Below are 23,252 nucleotides of genomic sequence, written 5' to 3'. Positions count from 1 at the left end.
AACTCGCCGTCATGCCCTGGCCGCGCGGGCGCGCTCTGAAATGAAGGACATCACGCGCGCTTCGTCGTTCTCGAGAACGGTGAAGCGCTCCGGCCCTTCGAGCTTTGCGGCGAGCGTCTCCGGCAGGCGCGGCCGATGGCCCATGGCCCGCTCGATCGCTTCGGGAAATTTTGCGGGATGCGCAGTCGAGAGCGCGATGACGGGCGTCCCCGGATCCCGTGCGAGCCGCGCGCGCGCCGCTCGTACGCCGGTCGCCGTATGCGGGTCGAGCACATAGCCGGCCTCGCGCCAGGTGCGCGCAATCTCGTCCGTCGTCTCGGCTTCGCCAACGGACATGGCGTCGAACTCCGCGCGAATGGCGGAGAGCGCGGCGGCAGGAATCTCGAAAGCGCCGGACTGGTCGAGCGAGGCGAAAGCCGCGCGAATGGCCGCATGATCGCGCCCGCAGGCGTCGAAAAGGAGCCGCTCGAAATTCGAGGAGACCTGAATGTCCATGGAGGGCGACTGCGTGGGCGTCACGCCGCGCGGCTCGTAGCGCCCCGTCGCCAGCGCACGGGCGAGAATGTCGTTGGCGTTGGTCGCGACGATGAGGCGCTCGACCGGCAGGCCCATATGTTTCGCGATATAGCCCGCGAGCACGTCGCCGAAATTGCCGGTCGGGACCGCGTAGGAAACATGCCGGTGCGGCGCGCCGAGCGCGACGCCGCTCGTGAAATAATAGACCATCTGCGCGACGACGCGCGCCCAGTTGATCGAGTTGACGCCCGCGAGCCCGACGCGCTCGCGGAAAGGCTGATTGCGGAAGAGGCGCTTGAGAATGTTCTGCGCGTCGTCGAACGTGCCCTGCAACGCGATCGTGTGGATATTGTCGTCCGCGACCGTCGTCATCTGCTTGCGCTGCACGTCCGAGACGCGGCCATGCGGATAGAGGATGAAAACGTCGACGCGCGGCAGGCCGCGAAAGGCTTCGATCGCCGCGGCGCCGGTGTCGCCCGAGGTCGCGCCGACAATGGTCGCGCGCAGGTTCCGCTTCTCGAGCACGTCGTTCATCATGCGGCCGAGAAGCTGCATCGCCAGATCCTTGAAGGCGAGCGTCGGGCCGTGGAAAAGCTCCAGCACGAAGAGATTGTCGGCGATTTGCGTCAAGGGCGCGATGGCGCGGTGACGAAAGCTCGCATAGGCGGCTTCGGTCTGCGCAGGGAGCGCCGCGCTCGCGGCGTCTTCGCTCAGAAACGGCGAAATGAGGCGCGCCGCCGCTTCGGCGTACGGAACGCCCGCCAGGGCGGCGACGTCCTTGGGCGAGACGTGCGGATAGGCGAATGGCGTGTAGAGGCCCCCGTCGGTCGCGAGGCCGGCGAGCAGAACGTCATCGAAGGCGAGCTGCGCGGCTTCGCCGCGCGTCGAGAGATACCGCAATTTTCAATCCGTCAGGCAGGAGACGCGAGAGAGAGGCGCGCCGCTTCCTTTCATAACATATTCGCGGCCGTCGCAAGGCGCTCGCGGCTCTCGCCTCAGTGTTCGCGGACAAGCTTGCCGCGCGCATAGAGCGCGAAAACCACCAGAAGCGCCCCGGCGAGCGAAAACCAGGTGAACGCATAGGACAGGTGATTGTTGACGAATTCGGGCGCCGCCGGGACAAGGCGCGGAAAGCCGCTGGGTCCGGCGCTGGACGGGGCTTCGAGCGCCAGCGTGAAGGGCGCGGCGCCCGCGAGGCCGAGCGCCGCAGCGATGGCCGCGGGATCGCGGGTGAACCAGATGCGCTTTTCGGGCGTGTCCGCCGGCGTGAACATGTTGCGGGTCTGTGGCGCACGAAGCAGGCCGGATATTTCGACCTCGCCCTTCGGAGGCGCGCGGCCGGCGAGGTCCTCGGCCCTGGAGACGGGCGCAAAGCCACGCTCCACGAGAACGACGCCTCCCGAGGAAAGCGCGAAAGGCGTGACCACCATATAGCCGGGCTCGGTTCCCAGGCCCTCCGGCGGCTTCATGAAGATCAGCGCGTCGCCGGTGTCGGCGTAATGGCCGGATGCGCGGACATGGGTGAATTCATAATCCGCAGGCAAAATAGACCCCCATCGCTCGCCAGCCGGGAGCTCGGCCGGCGCGACATGGGCGCGGCCCTCGACCCGGGCGATCAGCGCTTCCTTCTCGCCGAGGCGCCGGACCTGCCAGGCCCCGAGAGTGACGAGGATCGCGAAAGCGAGCGCGGTCGCGACCGCCGGCCAGAGCAGCGCCCGCGCGGCGCGGCTCATGATTCGCGGCGGCCTTCTTCAGCCTTGTTGAAATATTGGAGGGCGATGAGCAGCCCTTTGGTCGGCCGCAACAAGCCGATGCACACCAGCGCCGAGAAAGGCAAAAAGAACGCGGCGTGGACCCAATAAGGAGGCTGATACACGACCTCGATATACCAGGCGAGGCCGACAATGATGAAGCCCGCAATGGTCATGACGAAGATGGCCGGACCGTCGCCCGTGTCGGCGAACGAAAAGTCGAGACCGCAGACTTCGCATTTCGGCGCGACCGTCAGCAGGCCGCGGATCATGTGGCCCTTGCTGCAGCGCGGGCAGCGTCCCAGCAGACCGTCGATATAAACTTGCGCGGGGGGATAAACCTGCTCTTCGGCCATTCCAAAGCTCGCTTCCATAAGAAAACGGCCACGGCGGCGCCGTGACCGTCGGTATCGGTCCCGAGGAGCGGGCGCGCGATGGTCGCGCGCCGTGCGCTTACTCGAAGGTGCCGCCCCAGTTCCCCCACACATATATGCAGCAGAACAGGAAGAGCCAGACCACGTCGACGAAGTGCCAGTACCAGGCGGCGAATTCGAATCCGAGATGCTGGTTGGCGGTGAAGTGGCCCTTATAGGCGCGCAGCAGGCAGACGATCAGGAAGATCGTGCCGACGATCACATGGAAGCCGTGGAAGCCGGTCGCCATGAAGAAGGTCGAGCCGTAATTCGTGGCCGCCGGATGCGCGGGGTCGAAGGAGAAGGCGAAGGGCGCGTGGATGTATTCGTAGCCTTGCACCGCGGTGAAGAAGAGGCCGAGGCCGATCGTCGCCAGCAGGCCCTTCTTGAGTTGATCGCGGTCGTCATGCAGCAGGCCGTGATGCGCCCAGGTGAGCGTCGCGCCCGAGGTGAGCAGGATAACCGTGTTGAGCAGCGGCAGCTTCCACGGGCTCAGGACTTCCATGCCCTTCGGCGGCCAGACCCCCTGGAAGAGCTCGGTGCGGGTCACCTGCCAGACGTCGTCCGGGAAGATGGACGAGTTGAAGAAGGCCCAGAACCAGGCGACGAAGAACATGACCTCGGAAAGGATGAAGAGGATCATGCCGTAGCGGTGATGCAGCTGCACGACCGGGGTGTGATGACCCTCGACCTGCGCCTCGCGAACGACGTCGCTCCACCAGGCGTACATCACGCCAAGGATCGCGGCGAAGCCGGCGAAAAACAGCATGCCGCCCCAAGTCTGGCCGTAAATCGGCGCGCCCTTGTGCTGGGCCATCCACATGATGGCGCCGATGGCGGTGAAGAGCGCAGCGAAGGCGCCCACGATCGGCCACGGACTCGGATCGACGAGATGGTAATCGTGTTGGGGTTTCGCGTGTCCGTCGGCCATTTCTACTTTTCCTCGTCATTCGCCGGTCGCCCGGCGTGTTCCAGGTTTGAGCGCCCCCCAACGCAGCCGGGGGTCAGGACTCGAGCTCGACCCCCCGCGCAGAGCCGGGGGTCAGGTTTTGGGCTTCTGCCCGGCCGCGTCGCTGGTCTTGGCTTTCGCCGGCGTCTTGGTCGGATAGAAGGAATAGGAAAGCGTGATCTCCTCGACCCGTCGCATCGCTTCGTCCTTTTCGAGCGCGGGATCGAGATAGAAGACGACGGGCCATTCGGCCGTCTCATGCGGTCCGAGGCGTTGCTCGTCAAAGCAGAAGCAGGCGATCTTCACGAAAAAAGCGCCGGCCTGGTCGGGGCTCACATTATAAGCCGCCTGCCCGCTCGTCTCTTTGTCGGAGTTGTTGACGACCTTGTAATAGACGGTCGTGGTCTCGCCGGTGCGCAGGGAGATCTTCGCGACCTCCGGTTCGAAGCGCCATGGCAGGTCACGCGCGACATTGGCGTCGAAACGCACGACGAGGCGCCGCTCGCCCTGTTTCGTCGCGCTCGCTTTCGCAACCTGCGGCGTGCCGCCAAAGCCCGTCGCAGCGCAGAAGGCGCGATAGAGCGGGACCGAGGCGAAGGACAGGCCGAGCATGCCGACCGAACCGACGACAAGCGCCGCGGCGAGGGCGCGCGGGCTCCATTTCGTCTGGCGGGCGGGCTGGGTCATGTCAGATCTGCCGGTTCGCGACGGCGCCGCCGAGCTTCACGAGCGTGACGGCGTAAAACAGCACAGCGAGCAGCGCCACGGTGATCCCGATGACGCGCGAGCGCCCAGAAGTGCGGCGGCGTCCACATGAAGATGATGAGGAACAGCAGAACGCTGTCGAAGCTGATGCCGCCCGTTACCGCGGCCCAACCGATCATGGGGGGAAACGCACCCGCGGCGCCGCCAATAACGATATTGTAGGGCGTCCGGCGCTTCAGCCACATCGTGTAGACGAAAAGATAAAAAGCGATGGTGATCGCGAGCAGCGCGCCTGCGGTCCAGTTCACCAGCACGCCGAGCGTCAGCACCGAGCAGACAGCAAGCACGCCACCAAAGCTCAAAGCTTCATCCGCGGTGACGCGGCCGCGCGGCAGAGGACGGGCGGCGGTACGGGCCATGCGCGCGTCAATGTCGGCGTCGTACCACATGTTGAGTGCACCCGATGCTCCGGCGCCGATGGCGATCGTGATGATCGCGATGGTGCCAAGGACCGGGTTAATCGGGCCGGGAGCGGCCAGCATGGCGGCAAGAGCGGTGAAAACGACAAGCGCCATCACGCGCGGCTTCATGAGCTGAATGAAATCGCCGACACTTGGCTCAAGTATCAGGTCGCTGTCGCCGATTTGGACGTGATCGCCGAGATAGGAAGGCGCCGCTTTTAGATTTTGATTTTGATGGCAGAAACTGCGGGCGTTCAAGTCATCGGCTGGCGCGCAGCCGCGCCAGTATTACGATCGTTTTTACTGATGGCCGGAACCGGAGATGCGCGGAAGCACCTCGAACTGATGGAACGGCGGCGGCGACGACAGGGTCCATTCCAGCGTCGTGCGCCCACGCCCCACGGATTGGAGGCCGCCTTCTCCTTCTTGATGAAGGCCTCGAACATGACCGAAGAAGAAGATCGAGCATGGCCAGCCGACGTGATGAACGCGCCGATCGACGAGATGTAGTTCCAGAGCGCGAAGGCGTCCGGATAGTCGATATAGCGGCGCGGCATGCCCGCAGGCCGAGGAAGTGCTGCGGGAAGAAGGTGAGGTTCGCGCCGATGAACAGTCAGCCAGAAGTGAAGCTTCGACAGCGTCTCGTTGTAGAGTAGCCCGTCATCTTCGGGAACCAGTAGTACCAGCCCGCGAAGATCGCCGAACACCGCGCCGAGCGACAGCACGTAGTGGAAGTGCGCGACGACGTAGTACGTCTCGTGCAGCGAACGGTCGATGCCGAGGCGTTCGAGACACGACGCCCGTGACGCCGCCGATCGTGAACACGAAGATGAAGCCGATCGCCCAGATCATCGGCGTGCGGAACGAGATCGACCGCCCCACATCGTCGCGATCCAGGAGAAGATCTTGATGCCCGTCGGCACCGCGATGACCATCGTCGCGAACACGAAGTAGCGCTGCGCGTTCAGCGACAGGCCGACCGTGTACATGTGGTGCGCCCAGACGACGAAGCCGACGAACCGATGGCGACCATGGCGTAGGCCATGCCGAGATAGCCGAAGACCGGCTTGCGCGAGAAGGTCGAAACGATGTGGCTGATGATGCCGAAGGCCGGCAGGATGAGAATGTAGACTTCGGGATGGCCGAAGAACCAGAACAGGTGCTGGAACAGCAGCGGATCGCCGCCGCCGGCCGGATCATAGAACGTCGTGCCGAAGTTGCGGTCGGTCAGCAGCATCGTGATCGCGCCGGCGAGAACCGGGAGCGACAGAGCAGCAGGAAACGCCGTGACCAGCACCGACCAGGCGAAGAGCGGCATCTTGTGCAGCGTCATGCCAGGCGCGCGCATATTGAAGATCGTGGTGATGAAGTTGATCGCGCCGAGGATCGACGACGCGCCCGCGAGATGCAGCGAGAGGATGACGAAATCCATCGCCGGACCGGGATGGCCGATGTTGCTCGACAGCGGGGATACAACGATCCAGCCCCGCCAAAGCCCATCATGCCCGGCGCGCCCTCGACGAACATCGACATGACCAGCAGGATCAGCGAGACGGCGAGCAGCCAGAACGAGATGTTGTTGAGGCGCGGGAAGGCCATGTCCGGCGCACCGATCATGATCGGCACGAACCAGTTGCCGAAACCGCCGATCAGCGCCGGCATGACCATGAAGAAGATCATGAGCACGCCATGGGCGGTGATGAAGACGTTGTAGAGGTTCTTCGCCGGATCGAGACCCATGGACGGATCAGCGCCATTGATGAGCTTGGCCAGGCCCGGGAACACGTTGATGCCCGGATACATGAGCTCGGCGCGGATGCCGATGGACATGAGCAGGCCGACCATACCGCCGATGACGGCGAGGATCAGGTAGAGCGTGCCAATGTCCTTGTGGTTCGTGGAGAAGAGAAAGCGGCGGAGGCCCGTGGGGTGGCCATGCGCTCCGGCAGTCGAACTCGCCATCGTTTGTCCCTCGATGTCTTATGTTGTCTTGCGTCGGTATCAGCGAGCCTGCTCGCTCGAGGCGAGGCGCGTCGGAGACTCGGCGGCGGAGAACTTCTTCTTCGATTCGGCCAGCCACTCGTCATATTTCTCGCGGCTGACGACGCGGATGGCCATCGGCATGAAGGCATGGTCCTTGCCGCAGATCTTGGAGCACTGGCCGTAATAGACGCCCTCCTTCTCGGCCTTGAACCACGTCTCGTTCAGACGGCCCGGAACCGCGTCCATGCGGACGCCGAAAGCGGGAATGACGAAGGAGTGAATGACGTCGGACGCGGTGATCTGGAGTTTAACCACCTCATTCAGCGGAACGAGCGCCTCATTGTCGACGGCGAGCAGTCGGGGCTCGCCCGGCTGAAGATCCGCTTCCTGCTTCATGAGCTGATCGAAGCCGAAGCCGCCGCCCTGATCCTCGGGATATTTGTAGGACCAGTACCACTGGTTGCCAGTGACCTTGATCGTGATCTTCGATTCCGGGATCTCCACCTGATGGGCGAGGATGCGGAACGAAGGAATGGCGATCGCGACGAGGATGAGGATCGGAACCAGCGTCCATACGATCTCGAGGCCCGTATGGTGCGTGAGCTTGGAAGGAACGGGGTTGGACTGCTCGTTGTAGCGCCAGGAGACGTAAAGCAGCAGGCCGAGAACCGACAGCGCGATGAAGGTGATGATGGGAAGCAGCAGCGCGTTGTAGAACGCCTGCGTCTCGCGGCCGACCTCAGTCACCGTCGCGGGCAGGCCGATGCCGCCGGGGGTCGGTTGACCCTCGACCTGGGCGTAGGCGATGCCGGCGAAGAGGATGACCGGAAGCGCAACTGCCGCCGCAAGCGCTCGTCCGGAAAGGTAGTTTCGATTGCCCGTGGACATGCAGGTCGCCTTTCGCACCTTCTCGTCAGTCAGTTTGGTTTTTTATGCAAATTTCGGACGCGCTTCCGCCGCCGAGAGCATTCGCCCGACATGGCCCGGTTCAACCACAAACGCAGGTCACGCGCAATTGCTGCGTCGCCGTATTTTCGCAGACAAATAGTCGCGCCGGAAAGGCTTCGGCAAGGTTGCGGCGCCGTAGCGAGGGAGGCCGGCGAAGGGCTTCTATGGCGCCGCGCAGCTTGACAGGGCGGGTTCATTTGCTAGGCAAACGGGGCCACTCCCGAAGCGGCGCGCCGCCCAGACGCGGCCCGTTTTCGCCGCCATACTCGGCGGATGGAGGCATCTATGCTGCTGGAGCCAACATGAAGCCTTTGCGCGCCGCGACATTTCCCATCCCGTTGCGACATCTCGTCGCGGCCTTCGCCGGAGCCTTCCTCGCGGTGGCCGGCGCCGGCGAGAGCTGCGCGCAAGGGGCGGTGAAATCGAAATATGGCGACTGGGAAATCCGCTGCGAAACGCCAGCCGGCGCGACGGCGGAACAATGCGCGCTGATTCAGAGCGTCGTCGCCGAAGACAAGAACAACGTCAATCTCGTCGTCATCGTCCTGAAAACAGTGGACGGCAAAAGTCGCCTGCTGCGGGTCATCGCGCCGCTCGGCGTTCTGCTTCCCAACGGACTGGGTCTGAAAATCGACGAAACCGACATTGGACGCGCCGGTTTTGTCAAATGTCTGCCGACCGGCTGCGTCGCGGAAGTCGTCATGGACGACAAGCTGATCGACCAGCTCAAGACCGGCAAGACCGCGACCTTCATCATTCATCAGGTGCCTGAAGAAGGCATCGGCCTTCCACTTACCCTCCAGGGCTTCAAGGAAGGCTATTCCAAACTCCCCTGACGGAGCGCGTGCGCTTAATGAAGACAGCTTTTGCAGGATTGGCGACGCTCGCCCTCGCGGCCAGCCTCGCGGCGCAGGACGCGGCGGCTTTCGAGTTGCCGAAGGTCGGCATGCCGGAAATGCTCGGTGGCGGCGAGAGCGCGCCGCAGACCCCGGGAGCCACGACAGATTGTCCGGTCATTATCGTCCAGGACGGCGGCCAGATGATCCGTTCCCCCGCCGGCGCCGACGCGGCCAGCGTGCATCACCAGATCTCGATCAAGTCCACCGCGCGCGAATGTGTCTTGGACGGCGGCAATTTGACGATCAAGGTCGGCGTCGAGGGCGACGCCATGCTGGGCCCGGCCGGGGCTCCGGGCGCTTATGCCGGGACGATCCGCGTGGCGCTTATGCGAATCAAGGACAACTCGGTCGTCACGTCCAAGAATTATCGCGTCAACGCGACGATCCCCGCGAGCGCCGCCCGCACGGATTTCCGCCTGCTGGCCGATCCGATCTCAACGCCCGCCACAGCGAAGGCGCAGGAAGAATATGAGATTGTCGTCGGCTTCACGGAAGGCGCGGCTTCGGACGCCGGCGACAAGCCGGCTCGGGCCAAGAAAAAGGGCCGGCGCTGAAGCGCTCGGCCCTCAATTCCTTCAGCGCTCTTTCGCGCCTCAGTTCGAAACGTAACGCGCGCGCTCGGCCAGCGATTTCACCTCGTTGATGCCGGCGGCGACGAAGTCCTTGGCGCCGCCCTTGGCGAGGACGCGCTCGGCGACCTTCACCGCGGCGTCGGCGGCGGCGGCGCGCACTTCCGCAGTGGCCTGCGCTTCGGCCTGAGCGATCTTCTGCTCGACCTGCTTCACGCTGCGGGCCATGAATTCATCGAGACGGCGCTTGCCTTCGGCGGCGATGAGCTCGGCCTCTTCCTTCGCCTGCGCGACGATGGCCTTGGCTTCCGCCTCGGCTTCTTCACGCTTCTTCTCGAATGAGGCGAGCAGCGACTCGGCTTCCGCGCGCAGGCGCTCGGCTTCAGCGAGTTCGCCCTTGATGCGGTTGATGCGCGCGTCGATCAGGGCGGCGAACTTGGAATGGGCGCCGACCCAGAGCAGCACGAGCACGAAGATCGTGAAGCCGACGGCGACGTAAAATTCCGCGTCGAAATGCATGGAACGCGTCTCCTCAGTTCACGGACTTGTATTCGGCGGCGAGCTTGGCGCGGTCGGCCGGAGCGCCCGTCAGCTTTTCGACGATCGAAGCGGCGGCGTCGAGCGCGATTTCCTCGACATTGGCGAGGGCGGCGTTCTTGGCGCTGCCGATGCGCGCCTCGGCCGCGCGCATCTTCTCGGCGGCGTCGGCCTCGGCGCGGGCGCGCTGGGCGCTCGCCTCGTCGGCGATCTTCTGCTGGGCCTCGCGGCCGATCGTCTGGGCCTCTTCGCGGCGCAGACGCAGATTCTCGTCATTGGCTGCGGCGGCGGCCTGCGCCTTGGCCTGCATCTCGCGCGAAGCGTCGAGATCGGAGGCGATCTTCTGCTCGCGATTCTCGATGATGCCGCCGACGCGCGGCAGCGCGAGACGCGACATGAGAATGTAGAGGAAGCCGAAGATCAGGACGAGCCAGACGAGCTGCGGCGCGAAATTCTCGGTCTGGAAGGGCGGGAAGACGCCCTCGTGATGGGCTTCGCCGCCCGGCGCGCCGACAGACTCGTGCGTCGCTTGGGTTTCCTGCTCGGCCTCGGCGGCGTGGGCGGAAGAGATGATCGCCATGGACATGATCCAAAGTCTTCGACGCGGCGCGCGGTTCGAACGCGGAGCGCCTCTGCGGGGCGTAACAAGCGAGGCGCGCATCAAAGCGCGCCTCGCGAAGGTCTTGCAGGAAAGCCTTAGGCCTTCAGATACAGCAGCAGCGCGATGACGAAGGCGAAGATGCCCAGGCCTTCGGCGAGCGCCGCGCCGATGATCGCGTTGGTGAACTGGGAAGCGGCCGCCGACGGATTGCGCAGGGCGCCGTTGACGAAGTTGCCGAAGATGAGGCCGACGCCGATCGCCGCAGCGCCGGTGCCGATCGCGGCGAGACCCGCGCCAACCAGTTGCATTTCAGTAGCCATAGTATTCTCCTGCTTTATTGGGCGACGTTTATTGTTGGATGTTTATCAGTGGCCCGGATGGATCGCGTCGTTGAGATAGACGCAAGTGAGGACGCTGAAGACGAAGGCCTGAAGGCAGGCCACGAGCAACTCCAGCGCATAGAGCGCGACGATGGCGAGCAGCGGGATCGGCGCCAGCGCCTGATAGACGCCGCCGGCCGCGAGCAGCAGCACCACGAAGCCGCCGAACACCGCGAGCGTCACGTGGCCCGCGAGGATGTTGGCGAAAAGACGAATGGAGAGCGACACCGGCCGCGATAGGAAGGAGATGATCTCGATCGGCACGAGGATCACCAGCACCGGGAGCGGCACGCCATGGGGCACGAAGAGCTTAATGAAGCCGAAGCCGTTCCGGTAGAAACCGTAGGCGGTGACGAGCAGAATGACGAGCAGCGCGAAGGCGCCGGTCACGACGATCTGGCTGGTCACCGAATAGGTGTAGGGGATCAACCCGATCAGGTTCGAGATCAGGATGAAGGAGAACAGCGAGAAGACGAAGGGGAAGAACTTCATGCCTTCCTTGCCCGCCGTCGAGCGCACCGTATTGGCGACGAACTCGTAAAGCATTTCGGCGAGCGCCTGGAAGCGGCCCGGCACGATCGCCTTGCGCGAGGTCGCGACGACCATCAGCAGCACGACGCCGAGCGCCGCGAGCAGCATGTAGAGCGAGGCGTTGGTGAAGGAGGTCTCGAAGCCCGCGATCTCGTGCGGGAAGTAGCGGTGCAGTTCGAATTGTTCGATCGGATTCGGCGCGGCCGCTGCTTCGTTGCTCATCGTCCCTGCCCGAGCGGTCAAGCCCGGCCCTCGATTGTGAGGGCGCGAAAACCGCGCCCTGGGTCTCGTTTACGATCGCGCCCGCTCAGGCCTTGGGCTTGGCGACGCGATAGATGTTCCAAAAGCCAGCCGCTATGCCGAGACCGAGAAGAACGATCATCAGCCAGGGCTTGGTGCCGAGCCATTCATCCGCCTTCCAGCCGATGAGCCCGCCGACCAGCACCGCGCCCGCAAATTCGGAAAAGGCGTTGAGCCCGACGCTCAGCGCTTTCGACAGCCCCGATCGCTCGGGCGGCGGCGCCTCCTTGGCGAGTTGCTCTTCCTGACGCTGCTTCAGCGTCGCGTTGAGCTTCTCGAGCCGCGCATTGAGCGCGTCCTGTTCGGCGTCCCGCTTGTCGTCTTCGATCATCGCATCTCTCCTCCACGCCAGAAGCGGCGCGCGAAATTGAACGATGGCCGGGGACGGCTTGTTCGGGGGATTATCCGGTTCCGGGAGCGGCAAATCGAAAAAACCCGGCCTTTCGGCCAAGCCCTTTCGAGCCGCGCGCAACATATTGACGGGGCACAGTGAAGTCAAGGCGGACAGAAAGACACAAACCGCATTGAAATCACAGGATTTTCTGGACTTGCGACAAATCGCGCGCCCAAACTTTTCGCAGCGCGAAAGGGCGCGCCCCCGCCGGACGGGGCGCTCCACGCCCTTCGCCGCCCGTTTCTGCTGGCGCATGAGCCAGGTTTGCAGCGCAAAAGGCCGCGCCGGGGCTAATCGCCAGCGACCGGATCGCCGGGCAATATCGCTTCCTCGCCCAGAGCGTCGCGCACATACAGCTTGCTGACGACGACGAACAGCATGACGGTGAGCGGAGCGGCGAGGATCGTCGCGGCGATTCCAAACAGGGACCCTACCACCGCGATGCTGATCAGCATGAGCGCCGGCGGGATCCGCACCAATCTGCTTTGAATGATCGGCATCATGACGTTTCCGTCGAATTGGTGAATGACGAAATAGGTCGCCGCGGTGGTCAGCATGGCGAAGGGGCTGACGGTCGCCGCGACGATCACGGACGGAAAGATCGCGAGGATCGGGCCGATATAGGGAACGAATTCGGCGAGCCCGGTAATGGCGCCGAGCGCGATCGGCGACGGAAGGCCGATGAGCCAGACGGAGAGACCGCCGAGCAGACCAACGGAGACGATCTCGAACAATAGGCCGATGAGCCAGAGCCGCAGCGCCATGGCGACATGCAACAGCGTATCGCTCGCATTGGCCCGCCAGCTCGGGGGCAGCAGCAGCGTCAGCCCGTCGAGATAAAGCTCCGGCTCGCCAGCGAGAAAGACGCCGACGAAGACGGCCGCCAATGTCGCGAGGAACGCCTCGCCGCTGACGCTGAAAATCTTGGCGAGCAATGCGGCCGCCGAGAAACCCTTGCCGAGATCGGGCAAGTAGCCGTCGAGCCCCAATCTCTCTAGCTGGGTCGCAAACGCCTCTCGCGCCTCCTCCGCCCGATGCAAGACCTCCTGGAGCTCCGCCGAGATCATCGCGCCGGAAAGATAAGCGCCCGCGCTCAAAACCGCCGCGATCAGAAGGCCCGACAGGATCAGGGCCGGGCCTCTTGGCAGGCGCAGGAAGCGAAAGGGTTCGGCCACGAGATGGATCAGGGCCGCGACAAGCGCGGCGGCGGTCGCGAGCAGGATGACGCCAAACAGGCGCCAAACGACAAAAGGCAAGCATGCCAGGGAGATGAAGATGAGCGAACGCCGGATGAATTCTGCTCTCCCCATAGGCGCTCCTCAACGGGGACCGGCTGGATGGACCTCGCAAGCTGGCCGGCGCACGCCTTGCCAGGCGCCGGCCTCACAGCGTTCATTTAGGTCGATTCAGCGCGCCGACGCCCGGAAAATTCCGGTCGGGAGAGCAGCCGGCCTCGGGGATCAGCCCCAACATTTAGCTCGCCAGCGCGAACTTCTCCGCCTGCTCCAGATCGACCGAGACGAGCTGCGAAATGCCGCGCTCGGCCTGGGTGACGCCGAAGAGACGGTCCATGCGGGCCATGGTGATCGGATTGTGGGTGATCGTCACGAAGCGCGTGTCGGTCTTCTTGCGCATCTCGTCGATGAGGTCGCAGAAACGCTCGACATTGTAATCGTCGAGCGGCGCATCGACCTCGTCGAGCACGCAGATCGGCGAGGGGTTGGTCAAAAACACCGCGAAGATCAGGACATGGCGGTGAGCGCCTGCTCGCCGCCCGAGAGCAGCGACATCGCCGCGGGCTTCTTGCCGGGCGGGCGGGCGAGAATGTCGAGGCCGGCCTCCAGCGGATCGTCGCTCTCGATGAGCTGGATTCCGCCGTTCCGCCGTCGAACAGGAGCGTGAACAGCTCCTTGAAATGGGCGTTGACCTTGTCGAAGGCGGCGAGGAGGCGCTCGCGGCCCTCCTTGTTGAGGCTGGCGATGGCGGCGCGCAATTTCTTGATCGCCTCGGCGAGGTCGTCGCGTTCGGCGATCATCTTGTCGCGCTGGGTATCGACCTCGGCGAGTTCGTCCTCGGCGCGCAGATTGACGGCGCCGAGGCGCTCGCGATCGGCGCGCAGGACTTCGAGCCGCTTCTCGATCTCGGCGATCTCCGGCAGTTCGTCGCCTTCCTTCACCCCGGCGAGATCGGCGAGCGCGGCGGGGGTCGTTTCCAGATCGTGCTGGATGGCGCGCTCAATGTCGGCGGCGCGCTGCTTGGCCGCCTCGAGCTGCGCTTCGCTGCGGGCCTTTTCCTCGCGGGCGACGCTCATGGCGTCGAGCGCGGCGCGGGCGGCGCGATCGGCTTCCGCGAGGCGGGTCTCGGCGGCGGCGCGATCGTTGGAGGCGTCGCTGCGCGCGGCTTCGGCGTCCTGCAGGGCGTTCAACAGCGTGCGGCGCTGGTCGAGGAAGGCGTCGGGAGCTTCGGCGAGGCGCTCCTGCTCTTCGCGGGCGGATTCGAGGCGCTCTTCCAGTTCGCCCAGCCGGTCCTGCGCGCGGTCGCGGCGCTCGGCCCAGGAGGCGATCTCGCGGGCGATGGCGTTGACGCGGGAGACGCGGGCGCTCGCCTCGCTTCGCAGGCTGGTCAGCGCGGCGCGGGCTTCGCCGGCCTGGGCGCGCTCGACCATGGCGCGGGCGCGCAGGCTTTCCAGCATGCCGGCGAGCGAGGCCGGCTCCTCCAGCGCGTCGAGCTGCGCCGAAATCTCGTCGCGCTTCTGGCTCGCTTCGTCGCGATTGGCGAGGGTCTGGGCCTTGGCCGCCTCCAGCGCGGAAAGGCGCTGGCCGATCTGGGCGAGGCGGCGCTCGGCGGCGGCGTGGCGCTCGCGCGCCTCCTCCAGCCGGACGCGGGCGCGGCGCTGGGCGTCGCGGGCCTGTGCGTCGGCCATGGTCGCGAGCCGCGTCGCTTCGCGGGCGTCCTCCAGCTCCTCGGCGAGGGCGTCGGCCTGGGCGCGGGCGAGTTCGGCTTCGGCGCGCAGATCGGCGAGGCGATTCTTCTCGGCGAGGCGACGGGCGGCCGGGGTCGGCGCCTCGGCGGCCTGGGTGAAACCGTCCCAGCGCCACAGATCGCCTTCTTTGGAGACGAGCCGCTGGCCGGGCTTCAGGAGCTTGCGAAGGTTCTCGCCCTCGGAGCGCAGAACGACGCCGATCTGGGCGAGGCGGCGGCGCAGCGCCGGCGGCGCCTCGACCATCTCGCCCAGCGAGCGCACGCCGGGCGGCAAAGGCGGATCGCCCGCGTCCGGCGTCAGCGCCCAATGGGCCGGGGCGGAGGTTTCGGCGGAGGCGTCGAGATCGTCGCCAAGCGCGGCGCCGAGCGCCGTCTCATAGCCCTTTTCGACCGCCATGCTCTCGACGACCGGCGCCCACAGGCCGCCGGAAGCGGACTGCAAAAGGTTTTCGAGCGTGCGGACTTCCGTCTCCAGCCGCTGCGCCTTGAGCGCGGCCTGCTCCACGGGCTGGCGGGCGGCCGACTCTGTCTCGCGCGCCTCGCGCTGGGCCTCTTCGGCCATCTGCGCGGCCTCGTCGGCGGCGCGGGCCTCCTCGGCGGCCATCTCGAAGGCCTCGGCGAGGCGCGCGGCCTCTTCGGCGCCGCCGCCCTGCCCCGCGATCAGGGCGAATTCCGTGTCGAGGCGCGTGAGCTCCGCCTCGAAGCGGGCGACGCGGCCGGTTTCGTCGCGCAAAGCGGATTCGAGCGAGGCGCGGCGAGCGTTCACGCCGGCGAGCTGCTGCTGCGCGTCGGAAAGCTGCGATTCGGTCTCCGCGAGCGCCGCCTCGATCTCGGCGAGGCGCTCGATCGCCTCCGCCTCGCGATCGCCATCGGAGGAATCGGCGCCGATGAGCTCCGCGCGCTCCTCCTCCAGCCGTTCGGCGACTTGCGCGGCGTCCTCGATCAGCGCGCGCTCGCGCTCGAGATCGCGCATGAATTGCTCGATCTGGCGGGCCAGCTCGGAAATGCGCTGCTTGGCGCGCTCTTCGTCGGCCTCCAGCGCCTGTCGCGCGGCGACGAGGCGGTGCACGGCGGCGCCGGCTTCGGCCTCCTTTTCGCGAAGCTTCGGCAGCTCATGGGCGGCGATGGCCTGGAGCTTGGCGGCCTCGGCCTGCTCCAGCGTGCGGGTCTGCACGTTGAGAATATCCGCCTCGAGCTTTCGCGCCGCGTCGCGCAGGCTGTCCGAGGCGATCTGATAGGAGACGAGCGCGACCAGCGCCTCGTTCTGGCGGATCTTCGCTGCGAGTTCGCGGTAGCGCGAAGCCTGCCGCGCCTGCCGGCGCAGGCTGTCGCCCTGGCTCTCGACCTGCTTCAGCACGTCTTCGAGGCGCGTCAGATTTTCAGACGCCGCATTGAGGCGAAGCTCGGCTTCGTGGCGGCGCGTGTGGAGGCCGGCGACGCCGGCGGCGTCTTCGAGAATACGGCGGCGCGCCTGGGGTTTCGCGGAGATGAGCTCGCCGATCTGGCCCTGCCGCACGAGCGAAGGGGACCGCGCGCCGGTCGCGGCGTCGGCGAAGAGGAGCTGCACGTCGCGGGCGCGGGCTTCCTTGCCATTGATGCGATAGGTCGAGCCCTGCTCGCGCTCGATGCGGCGCGTGACTTCGATCGTGTCGGCGTCGTTGAAGGCCGCGGGCGCCAGACGCGCCGTATTGTCGAGAACGAGGCCCACTTCCGCGAAATTGCGCGCGGCGCGCGAGCCGCCGCCGGAGAAGATCACGTCGTCCATGCCGGACGCGCGCATGTTTTTATAGGAGTTTTCGCCCATGACCCAGCGCAGGGCCTCGACGAGATTCGACTTGCCGCATCCGTTTGGCCCGACGACGCCGGTGAGGCCCGGCTGGATCAGGAAATCGGTCGGTTCGCAGAAGCTCTTGAAGCCCAGAAGTCTCAGGCGTTCGAATTTCATGGTTTAAAAATGCGCCACAAAAGAATGACGAATGCAAGGAAACGCCCGCAATATGTTGTGGGAAGAATGGCAGACGCTTGAGGGTAAAGGCTTATCCGCGAACGGCCGCGCTCCTGGCCGCGCCGCCGTCGGCTCCGGGAGGCGTTTGGCGAGTCGCGGCGCCGTCTTTTTCCTGTTGCATTGCGGCGGCCCGGCCGAAAAAATGAAAACGCGCGGGTGAATCGATCGAGGAATCGGATTGGCGGCGATGGCTTCCTGCAACCAGGATCTCTGGGTTTTCGGCTATGGCTCGCTGATGTGGCGGCCCGGCTTCGATTATGTCGAGAGCGCTCTCGCCTGGGTCCATGGCTATCACCGCTCGCTCTGCATTTTCTCGCATGTCCATCGCGGCACGCCAGAGCGGCCGGGGCTGGTTCTCGGGCTCGACAAGGGCGGGTCCTGCCAGGGCGTGGCCTTTCGCGTCGCCGCGAAGGATCGGGAGAAGACGGTTTCCTATCTGCGCGAACGGGAACTGGTGACCTCGGTCTATCTCGAAAAGACCGTGGGGATTCGCTTCGCCGAAGGCGGCTGCGTCAACGCGCTCGCCTATGTGGTCGACCGCAGCCACTGCCAATATGCCGGCCGACTGCCTTTTGAGGAGATGGCGCGGCTGGTCGCCGAAGGCGTCGGGATCAATGGCGACAATCCCGCTTATGTGCGGAATACCTACGAGCATCTTTTGCAACTCGACATCCGGGACGAGGAGCTTGGCGAGATCGTGCGCCGCCTCGACAGCTGCTCTTGCCGCGCGGCGGTTCCCGAACAAAAAAAGGCCGGGGCAAGCCCCGGCCGTTAGAAACGCAGAAAAACGCTCGACGCGGAACTTCACGCCACGCTCAACCGACGCTCACGCAACGCCTCGACGAACAGAACGCACGCGACACACGCAACGAACGCAATCCACTCAGTTCAGCAGCGATCCCGCAAGATCGCGAACGGTCTCGACGTCCGGGCAGAAATGGACATGCCACTCGACGACGCCAAGCTCCTGCGCCAACTGACGCAACGCCGGGGCGCGGCTTTCGCCGGCCGAGAACAGGCATACGGGGCGCAGCGCCGCGCCGTCGCGCGCCACGCCGATGATGACGCCGTTCTCGACGTCCGATACGAAACCTTCCTCCCCGCGCTGGAACACCGAGCAGACATACCGACGGCCCGTCACCCCCCGCCAGGAGAAGAAATGGCCGCGAAGCGCATCCGCGCCCGCGAGGGAATCGAGCTCCTGCCCGCGTGGATTCAACGCCTTGCCGGCGCGGCGCAGAGGGGAGATCGTAAAATTGTAGCGTTGCATGACAGCCCTGCTCCAGGGAGCGAAACTAGAACATCATAAGAACAAACGCAGCACAACGTCAAGGCGCGCGCCCGCCGGAACCCCGGGTTCCTGGACAAGACTCCGACAGGCGCGCTCCGCGTCGCGAGAGAAGCGACGCAAGACGGTCATCCGTCTCGCTGCCCTTTATGCCAGAGGTCGTATCCTGCGGATGTGCGGCAGCGCGCATGTTAGATTCCGAACATAACCCTCGCCATTGAGTTGGCGCGCCCGTCGACTGTTTCAAGGTGAAACACCGCGAGAAATGCGCGACTGCGGCATTTTTTCGCACAGGTCAAGCCGCCTGGACAGAATTTGCGAGATATTTCGGATATTTAGACTAAAAAGCAGGTTTTTCCGGGCGCTTTTGCGGCAAACCGGCCCGGTAAGCGGCGCCTTTACCGCGCGCCTGCTATCTCCGCGAATCAGTAACCGGGAGCGTCAATGTGAATGCCGAAACCGAGCGGCCTGCGGGGAAAGACGCGTTGCGCAAGCCGCCCGAAAGCTTCCTCGTCATCGTCAATCCGAGCGCCGGCGGCGACAAACGGCGGCTCGCCAAGGACGTTGCGGCGCGCCTGACGAAAGGCGGCCGTAGCGTCTCCCTCGAGATCGCGGCTGGCCCCGGCGAAATAAGGCGGCTCGCCGAAGCCGCCCGCGCCGACGCGGTGCTCGTCGCGGGCGGCGACGGCTCCATCAACGAGGCCGTTTGCGGGCTGCTTGCCCGCCCTACCTCACGCCCGGCGCTCGGCGTCATTCCACAGGGCACGGTGAACGTCCTGATGCGGGAGCTCGGCCTCCCTGAGGACGCCTCTGCGCTCGCGGATATTTTTTTGCGCGGCGAGACGAAGCCGCTCCATATCGGCCGCGCCAATGGCGCGCCGTTCTTGCTGATGGCGTCGGCGGGCCTCGACGCCGCGGTGGTCGAGACCGTCGATCTCGGGCTCAAGAGAAAGATCGGTCGCCTCGCCTACGCGGTGTCCGCCGCGAAGGTCCTGGCGCGCGGCGGCTTTCCGGACGTGGAAGCGCAGACGGAGGCCGGCGTCCTGCGGGCGAAATGCGTCGTCGTCTCCAACGCGAAACATTACGGCGGCGGCTTTGTCATCGACCGCTCGGCAAACGTAACGCGCCCCGGCCTGTCTCTCGTGGCGCTGACGGAAATCTCGCCCCGCGCGACGCTGGCGCTGATGCGCTATTTTCTCACCGGCGCTCTCGACGGCGCGGGCTGCGTCCGCAAGCTGGCGACGCGGCGTGTGACGATTCGCGGGGAAGGCGCCGCGCAGATCGACGGCGACTATCTCGGCCGGATGCCCGTTGAAATTTGCGCCGGTGACGAGACGCTCGACATTCTCGCCTGAGCCTTACGCATTCGCCCCGCCGCCCGCCGTCTTCAGCCACGCCGCGCCGCAGGCCTTGGCGAGTTCGCGCACGCGCAGAATGTAGCTCTGGCGTTCGGTCACGGAGATCACGCCGCGCGCGTCGAGCAGGTTGAAGGCGTGGCTCGCCTTGATGCACTGGTCGTAGGCGGGCAGCGCCAAGCGGTGCATCTCGTCGCCGGAGCCCGCGCCGAAATCGAGGAGGCGCCGGCATTCGGCCTCGGCGTCCTTGAAATCCTCGAAGAGCTTGCCCGTATCGGCGGCCTCGAAATTGTGCCGCGAATATTCCTGCTCGGCCTGAAGAAAGACGTCGGCGTAGGAGACCTTCTCCGCGCCTTCGCGGCCGTTGAAGTTCAGCTCCATGATGCTGTCGACCCCCTGCAGATAGCAGGCGAGGCGCTCGAGGCCGTAGGTCAGTTCGCCCGCGACCGGCGCGCATTCGAAGCCCGCGACCTGCTGGAAATAGGTGAATTGCGACACTTCCATGCCGTCGCACCAGCACTCCCAGCCGAGCCCCCAGGCGCCGAGCGTCGGGCTCTCCCAATCGTCCTCGACGAAGCGGATGTCGTGCACTTTCGGATCAATGCCGATCGCGGCGAGCGAATTGAGATAGAGCTGCTGCAGATCCGGCGGCGATGGCTTCAGGATGACCTGGAACTGATAATAGTGCTGCAGGCGATTGGGGTTCTCGCCATAACGCCCGTCCTTGGGGCGCCGGCAGGGTTGCGCATAGGCCGCGCGCCACGCCCTCGGCCCAAGTGCGCGCAGCGTCGTCGCCGGATGAAACGTGCCCGCGCCCATCTCCATGTCATAGGGCTGCAAAATGACGCAGCCCTGCGCCGCCCAGTAATTCTGCAGGGTGAGAATCAGGCCCTGGAAGGAGCGGGTCGGGGAGAGGTAATCGGCTTCGGGGGTCATCTTTGCTTCCTGTAGCGTCCCGCGCAGCGTTACGGTCGCCGCGTCGCCGGGTCAATGCCGCAAACTCGTTTCAATTTGAACCAAAACCTCGGTAGCGAAGAAAGCGCTTGGCAACCATTCCGAAAGTCTCGCGCGCTAGCGTCTGGACATGCGTACCGTTTTGTATCCTCGCGTTCCTGCCTTTCGCGGCGTCCGCCGGATCGTTCCGGCCCTTGGCGCTCTCCTGACCGCCGTCCTCGCCGGCGGGCTTCTCTTCCCGCAGAGCCCGGTCGACCCTTCGCCGGACGCGGCCGAAGCCGCGCCGAGCAGCGGCGTGGTCGGCTTGCGCGGCTCCTATCTCTCCGATATCGGCCCGCATGCGCCGGGCGCCTTTGCGCCGCGCAGCGCACGGGCGAAGCCGCACAATGTCTTCTTGGCCTATGCCGAGGCGGCGCCGATCGGCTTGGACAAGGCGCAAGCGGCGCCCCTGCCGCCGACGCGGCCGTCCGAACTGCGGACGGCGCTGGCCGAGCCCGTCGCCCAGGCTCCCGTCTTCGCCGACGTTCCCACGCCCCCGCACCGGCCGGCCGAGCTGACGATCGCGCTGAAGCCCGAGACGCCGAAGGAGCAGCGCCGCGAAACGGTCGCGACCGCCCCCGTTCCGGCAGAGCTCGTCCCCTCCGCGCCCGTCCCCTCGGCGCCCGTCCCCGCGCCGGCGCCTCGCCAGATCGCGCGGCAGGAGATCGCGCGCACGACCGTCGTCCCGTCCGGCCCGGCGGACAATCGCGGCTTCTTCGAGCGGCTCTTTGGCGGCGCCCCCCAGGCCGCCGCGCCGCAGGCGACGAGCCGCCGCGAGGCCATGGCCTATGCCGGAGCGAACGACGCCGGCGGCCTCTTCGGCGGCCTGCGCAGCGCCGTCGCGCCGGCCAATCCGGCCGCGCGTTACGATCGCTACACCGCCGTCTACGACATCTCCGCGCGCACGGTTTACATGCCGGACGGCACGCGGCTCGAGGCGCATTCCGGCCTGCGCGAACATCTCGACGATCCGCGCTACGTCCATCTGCGGATGCGCGGCCCGACGCCGCCGCATCTCTATGATCTGACGCCGCGCGAGGCGCTGTTCCACGGCGTCGAGGCGCTGCGCCTCAATCCGGTCGGCGGCGGCGGTTCCCGCATCTACAATCGGGCTGGATTGCTCGCGCACACCTACATGCTCGGCCCCAACGGCGACTCGAATGGCTGCGTGTCCTTCCGCGACTACCACGCTTTCCTGAACGCCTATAAGCGCGGCGAAATCCGGCGCCTCGCCGTCGTCTCGCATATGTAAGATACGGGCAGGATTTGATTTTCCTGCCCGGACACGACCTTGACGCTCCACCGAAGCGCCCGCTCACAGCCAGGATTTCGCCTAATTCCAGCCCAAGCAAGGCCGCGATGCTTTTCCAAAGTGTTGCTGCGGCGTACTTGCGCGCCTCGAACATGCCTCCGGAGAAGTGATTCGCTGAATCCGCCCGGGCCAAGCAGTCGAAAAGCGCAGCGCAAAGATCATTCGGGGGCGGATGGTGAAGAATACCCACACGCTACATGGCTTCTTGTCTCGCGATCGCGGCCGGCTTTTCGCCTATACGGTTCTCGGCGCAGGTTCGCTTTCCCTTGGCTTGCTCGCCTTCTGGCACGGGCTCCATCGTCCGACAGCCCCGGAGCCGGTCGTCGCCGCAGCGCCGCAACCGGCGCCGGCCGTGAATCCCTATGGCCCGATGGTCGTCGGCCTCGGGCCCTGGGCGCGCACCGCCGCCGCGACGGCCCCCGATCTGCGCCCCGCGCAGCAGACCGCATCGGCTCAGCCGCAGGCTGCGGCCGATGCGAATGCGGAGGCCGCGCAGCCGGCCCCCGCGACGGTCGCAGAAGCGGCGCCCACCTATCCCGAGGTTGACGTTCCGCTGCCGCCCCATCGGCCGCCTGAGCTGAAGAACCTCGCCAGCAAGACCGTCGAGCCCGCGCCGTTGCGTCAGGCGGCGCTCCCGACCCAGCCCGCGCCGACGGCCCAGGCCCCGGTCCCCGGCGACAATCGCGGCTTCTTCGAGAAAATCTTCGGCGGCGCCGGCGCGACTCAGCAACAGCAGGCCGCGCAGCCGCAGACGGCGCCCGCGGGCCGCAACGCCCGCCGCCAGCAGGCGGCGCCCGTCCAGCAGGCTTTGGCCTACGCCCCGCAGGAGCCGTCCGCGGGCGGCCTCTTCGGCGGCCTGACTAGCCCCGCAGCGCCCGCCGCGCCGGCCCAAACCACCGCTGTCGGCCCCGCCCCGCGCGCAGGCGGCGGCACGGCCGTCTACGACATCTCGGCCCACACGGTTTACATGCCGGACGGCTCGCGGCTCGAAGCCCATTCGGGTCTGCGCGAGCATCTCGACGATCCGCGCTACGTGCATGTCCGCATGAAGGGACCGACGCCACCGGCCGTCTACACGCTCTCGCCGCGCGAGGCGCTGTTTCATGGCGTCGAAGCGCTTCGCCTCACGCCGAACGGCGACGTGTATGGCCGCGCCGGCCTGCTCGCGCACACCTACATGCTGGGGCCGAACGGCGACTCCAATGGCTGCGTCTCCTTCCGGGACTATCAGGCCTTCCTCAACGCCTACAAGCGCGGCGAGGTGCGGCGCCTCGTCGTCGTGGCGCGGATGTAAGACGCGCAAACAGGTCTGCGATTTGAGAAGCCGGCGTCCTCGCCGGCTTTTCGCATTTTCAGCGCTTGAACATCCTGTTCAACGCC

At 65.9% G+C, this 23,252-nt stretch carries 20 protein-coding genes and 3 pseudogenes; 6 read left to right on the top strand and 17 right to left on the bottom strand.

The genetic code is table 11. From position 1 onward, the window contains the following. Positions 1–9: 9 nt before the first annotated feature. The 8 genes and pseudogenes from thrC to coxB all read right to left on the bottom strand — a co-directional run bounded on the left by thrC (position 10) and on the right by coxB (position 7,666). Complete coding sequence (thrC, locus tag ACPFMJ_RS18475) at positions 10–1,416, bottom strand: threonine synthase (RefSeq protein WP_424361356.1); 1,407 nt, start codon at positions 1,414–1,416, stop codon at positions 10–12. Between the two features lie 95 nt (positions 1,417–1,511). Further along, a complete protein-coding gene (locus ACPFMJ_RS18470; protein WP_424361355.1) occupies positions 1,512–2,249 on the bottom strand; it encodes an SURF1 family protein in 738 nt (245 codons plus the stop codon). Beyond that, entirely contained in the window at positions 2,246–2,623 is a 378-nt protein-coding gene (locus ACPFMJ_RS18465) for a DUF983 domain-containing protein (protein ID WP_424361354.1), read from the bottom strand. The genes ACPFMJ_RS18470 and ACPFMJ_RS18465 overlap by 4 nt, the downstream gene beginning before the upstream one ends. Before the next feature lie 97 nt (positions 2,624–2,720). Beyond that, positions 2,721–3,611, bottom strand: a complete 891-nt coding sequence (locus ACPFMJ_RS18460; RefSeq protein ID WP_424361353.1) for a cytochrome c oxidase subunit 3 — start codon at positions 3,609–3,611, stop codon at positions 2,721–2,723. Positions 3,612–3,722: 111 nt separating this feature from the next. Then, the gene (locus ACPFMJ_RS18455) at positions 3,723–4,316 is read right to left on the bottom strand and encodes a cytochrome c oxidase assembly protein (protein ID WP_424361352.1); all 594 of its coding nucleotides are present in this window, start codon (positions 4,314–4,316) and stop codon (positions 3,723–3,725) included. Positions 4,317–4,402: 86 nt separating this feature from the next. Next, positions 4,403–4,978: pseudogene (gene cyoE, locus ACPFMJ_RS18450) on the bottom strand (heme o synthase); the annotation flags it as partial. A 71-nt stretch (positions 4,979–5,049) separates the two neighbouring features. Further along, positions 5,050–6,625: pseudogene (locus ACPFMJ_RS18445) on the bottom strand (cbb3-type cytochrome c oxidase subunit I). Between the two features lie 171 nt (positions 6,626–6,796). Then, positions 6,797–7,666 carry a cytochrome c oxidase subunit II gene (gene coxB, locus ACPFMJ_RS18440; protein ID WP_424361351.1) on the bottom strand — a complete coding sequence of 290 codons (870 nt, stop codon included), beginning with the start codon at positions 7,664–7,666 and terminating at the stop codon, positions 6,797–6,799. A gap of 362 nt (positions 7,667–8,028) precedes the next feature. On the opposite strand from coxB, the gene ACPFMJ_RS18435 reads away from it, so the two are divergent. Together ACPFMJ_RS18435 and ACPFMJ_RS18430 are read left to right on the top strand one after the other, a co-directional pair. Beyond that, complete coding sequence (locus tag ACPFMJ_RS18435) at positions 8,029–8,562, top strand: invasion associated locus B family protein (RefSeq protein ID WP_424361350.1); 534 nt, start codon at positions 8,029–8,031, stop codon at positions 8,560–8,562. A gap of 17 nt (positions 8,563–8,579) precedes the next feature. Then, positions 8,580–9,179, top strand: a complete 600-nt coding sequence (locus ACPFMJ_RS18430) for a hypothetical protein (RefSeq protein ID WP_424361349.1) — start codon at positions 8,580–8,582, stop codon at positions 9,177–9,179. A gap of 39 nt (positions 9,180–9,218) precedes the next feature. Here the strand turns inward: ACPFMJ_RS18430 and ACPFMJ_RS18425 are convergent, their stop codons facing one another. The 7 genes and pseudogenes from ACPFMJ_RS18425 to ACPFMJ_RS18395 all read right to left on the bottom strand — a co-directional run bounded on the left by ACPFMJ_RS18425 (position 9,219) and on the right by ACPFMJ_RS18395 (position 16,864). After that, entirely contained in the window at positions 9,219–9,713 is a 495-nt protein-coding gene (locus ACPFMJ_RS18425; RefSeq protein ID WP_424361348.1) for an ATP F0F1 synthase subunit B, read from the bottom strand. Between the two features lie 13 nt (positions 9,714–9,726). Beyond that, positions 9,727–10,311 carry an ATPase gene (locus ACPFMJ_RS18420; protein ID WP_424361347.1) on the bottom strand — a complete coding sequence of 195 codons (585 nt, stop codon included), beginning with the start codon at positions 10,309–10,311 and terminating at the stop codon, positions 9,727–9,729. Between the two features lie 116 nt (positions 10,312–10,427). Further along, complete coding sequence (locus ACPFMJ_RS18415) at positions 10,428–10,652, bottom strand: F0F1 ATP synthase subunit C (protein ID WP_424361346.1); 225 nt, start codon at positions 10,650–10,652, stop codon at positions 10,428–10,430. Positions 10,653–10,697: 45 nt separating this feature from the next. After that, positions 10,698–11,465: a F0F1 ATP synthase subunit A gene (locus ACPFMJ_RS18410; RefSeq protein WP_424361345.1), complete on the bottom strand. Its 768-nt coding sequence runs from the start codon at positions 11,463–11,465 to the stop codon at positions 10,698–10,700. Positions 11,466–11,550: 85 nt separating this feature from the next. Next, positions 11,551–11,874 carry an AtpZ/AtpI family protein gene (locus ACPFMJ_RS18405; protein WP_424361344.1) on the bottom strand — a complete coding sequence of 108 codons (324 nt, stop codon included), beginning with the start codon at positions 11,872–11,874 and terminating at the stop codon, positions 11,551–11,553. Between the two features lie 353 nt (positions 11,875–12,227). After that, positions 12,228–13,247: an AI-2E family transporter gene (locus ACPFMJ_RS18400; RefSeq protein WP_424361343.1), complete on the bottom strand. Its 1,020-nt coding sequence runs from the start codon at positions 13,245–13,247 to the stop codon at positions 12,228–12,230. Positions 13,248–13,410: 163 nt separating this feature from the next. Next, positions 13,411–16,864: pseudogene (locus ACPFMJ_RS18395) on the bottom strand (chromosome segregation SMC family protein). Positions 16,865–17,111: 247 nt separating this feature from the next. On the opposite strand from ACPFMJ_RS18395, the gene ACPFMJ_RS18390 reads away from it, so the two are divergent. Beyond that, the gene (locus ACPFMJ_RS18390) at positions 17,112–17,699 is read left to right on the top strand and encodes a gamma-glutamylcyclotransferase (RefSeq protein ID WP_424361342.1); all 588 of its coding nucleotides are present in this window, start codon (positions 17,112–17,114) and stop codon (positions 17,697–17,699) included. A 108-nt stretch (positions 17,700–17,807) separates the two neighbouring features. On the opposite strand, the gene ACPFMJ_RS18385 is transcribed toward ACPFMJ_RS18390, so the two are convergent. Then, positions 17,808–18,194, bottom strand: coding sequence for a hypothetical protein (locus ACPFMJ_RS18385; RefSeq protein WP_424361341.1), 387 nt, complete (start codon positions 18,192–18,194; stop codon positions 17,808–17,810). Positions 18,195–18,658: 464 nt separating this feature from the next. Here ACPFMJ_RS18385 and ACPFMJ_RS18380 point away from each other — a divergent pair, with 464 nt between their 5' ends. Then, entirely contained in the window at positions 18,659–19,567 is a 909-nt protein-coding gene (locus tag ACPFMJ_RS18380) for a diacylglycerol/lipid kinase family protein (RefSeq protein ID WP_424361340.1), read from the top strand. Between the two features lie 3 nt (positions 19,568–19,570). Here ACPFMJ_RS18380 and ACPFMJ_RS18375 read toward each other — a convergent pair whose 3' ends face one another. After that, positions 19,571–20,503 (bottom strand): glycine--tRNA ligase subunit alpha, encoded by a 933-nt coding sequence (locus ACPFMJ_RS18375; RefSeq protein ID WP_424361339.1) that lies wholly within the window; start codon positions 20,501–20,503, stop codon positions 19,571–19,573. A gap of 148 nt (positions 20,504–20,651) precedes the next feature. On the opposite strand from ACPFMJ_RS18375, the gene ACPFMJ_RS18370 reads away from it, so the two are divergent. Continuing rightward, positions 20,652–21,812: a DUF2778 domain-containing protein gene (locus tag ACPFMJ_RS18370; protein ID WP_424361338.1), complete on the top strand. Its 1,161-nt coding sequence runs from the start codon at positions 20,652–20,654 to the stop codon at positions 21,810–21,812. A 232-nt stretch (positions 21,813–22,044) separates the two neighbouring features. Next, positions 22,045–23,166, top strand: a complete 1,122-nt coding sequence (locus ACPFMJ_RS18365; protein ID WP_424361337.1) for a tlde1 domain-containing protein — start codon at positions 22,045–22,047, stop codon at positions 23,164–23,166. The last annotated feature ends 86 nt before the right edge of the window (positions 23,167–23,252 follow it).

The organism is Methylocystis parvus, assembly GCF_049675845.1.
GTDB lineage: Bacteria > Pseudomonadota > Alphaproteobacteria > Rhizobiales > Beijerinckiaceae > Methylocystis > Methylocystis parvus_A.
Note: the sequence above shows the minus strand (reverse complement) of the source record. Positions and strands in the feature narration are given on the sequence as shown.

Bases quoted from the DNA above. Each gene is read 5' to 3' on its own strand.
- ACPFMJ_RS18415 (WP_424361346.1), bottom strand. From the start codon at position 10,652: ATGGCTACTGAAATGCAACTGGTTGGCGCGGGTCTCGCCGCGATCGGC.
- ACPFMJ_RS18420 (WP_424361347.1), bottom strand. From the start codon at position 10,311: ATGGCGATCATCTCTTCCGCCCACGCCGCCGAGGCCGAGCAGGAAACC.
- ACPFMJ_RS18385 (WP_424361341.1), bottom strand. From the start codon at position 18,194: ATGCAACGCTACAATTTTACGATCTCCCCTCTGCGCCGCGCCGGCAAG.
- coxB (WP_424361351.1), bottom strand. From the start codon at position 7,666: ATGTCCACGGGCAATCGAAACTACCTTTCCGGACGAGCGCTTGCGGCG.
- ACPFMJ_RS18405 (WP_424361344.1), bottom strand. From the start codon at position 11,874: ATGATCGAAGACGACAAGCGGGACGCCGAACAGGACGCGCTCAATGCG.
- ACPFMJ_RS18460 (WP_424361353.1), bottom strand. From the start codon at position 3,611: ATGGCCGACGGACACGCGAAACCCCAACACGATTACCATCTCGTCGAT.
- ACPFMJ_RS18465 (WP_424361354.1), bottom strand. From the start codon at position 2,623: ATGGCCGAAGAGCAGGTTTATCCCCCCGCGCAAGTTTATATCGACGGT.
- ACPFMJ_RS18370 (WP_424361338.1), top strand. From the start codon at position 20,652: ATGCGTACCGTTTTGTATCCTCGCGTTCCTGCCTTTCGCGGCGTCCGC.
- ACPFMJ_RS18400 (WP_424361343.1), bottom strand. From the start codon at position 13,247: ATGGGGAGAGCAGAATTCATCCGGCGTTCGCTCATCTTCATCTCCCTG.
- ACPFMJ_RS18390 (WP_424361342.1), top strand. From the start codon at position 17,112: ATGGCTTCCTGCAACCAGGATCTCTGGGTTTTCGGCTATGGCTCGCTG.
- ACPFMJ_RS18365 (WP_424361337.1), top strand. From the start codon at position 22,045: ATGGTGAAGAATACCCACACGCTACATGGCTTCTTGTCTCGCGATCGC.
- ACPFMJ_RS18435 (WP_424361350.1), top strand. From the start codon at position 8,029: ATGAAGCCTTTGCGCGCCGCGACATTTCCCATCCCGTTGCGACATCTC.
- ACPFMJ_RS18410 (WP_424361345.1), bottom strand. From the start codon at position 11,465: ATGAGCAACGAAGCAGCGGCCGCGCCGAATCCGATCGAACAATTCGAA.
- ACPFMJ_RS18470 (WP_424361355.1), bottom strand. From the start codon at position 2,249: ATGAGCCGCGCCGCGCGGGCGCTGCTCTGGCCGGCGGTCGCGACCGCG.
- ACPFMJ_RS18375 (WP_424361339.1), bottom strand. From the start codon at position 20,503: ATGACCCCCGAAGCCGATTACCTCTCCCCGACCCGCTCCTTCCAGGGC.
- ACPFMJ_RS18430 (WP_424361349.1), top strand. From the start codon at position 8,580: ATGAAGACAGCTTTTGCAGGATTGGCGACGCTCGCCCTCGCGGCCAGC.
- ACPFMJ_RS18455 (WP_424361352.1), bottom strand. From the start codon at position 4,316: ATGACCCAGCCCGCCCGCCAGACGAAATGGAGCCCGCGCGCCCTCGCC.
- ACPFMJ_RS18425 (WP_424361348.1), bottom strand. From the start codon at position 9,713: ATGCATTTCGACGCGGAATTTTACGTCGCCGTCGGCTTCACGATCTTC.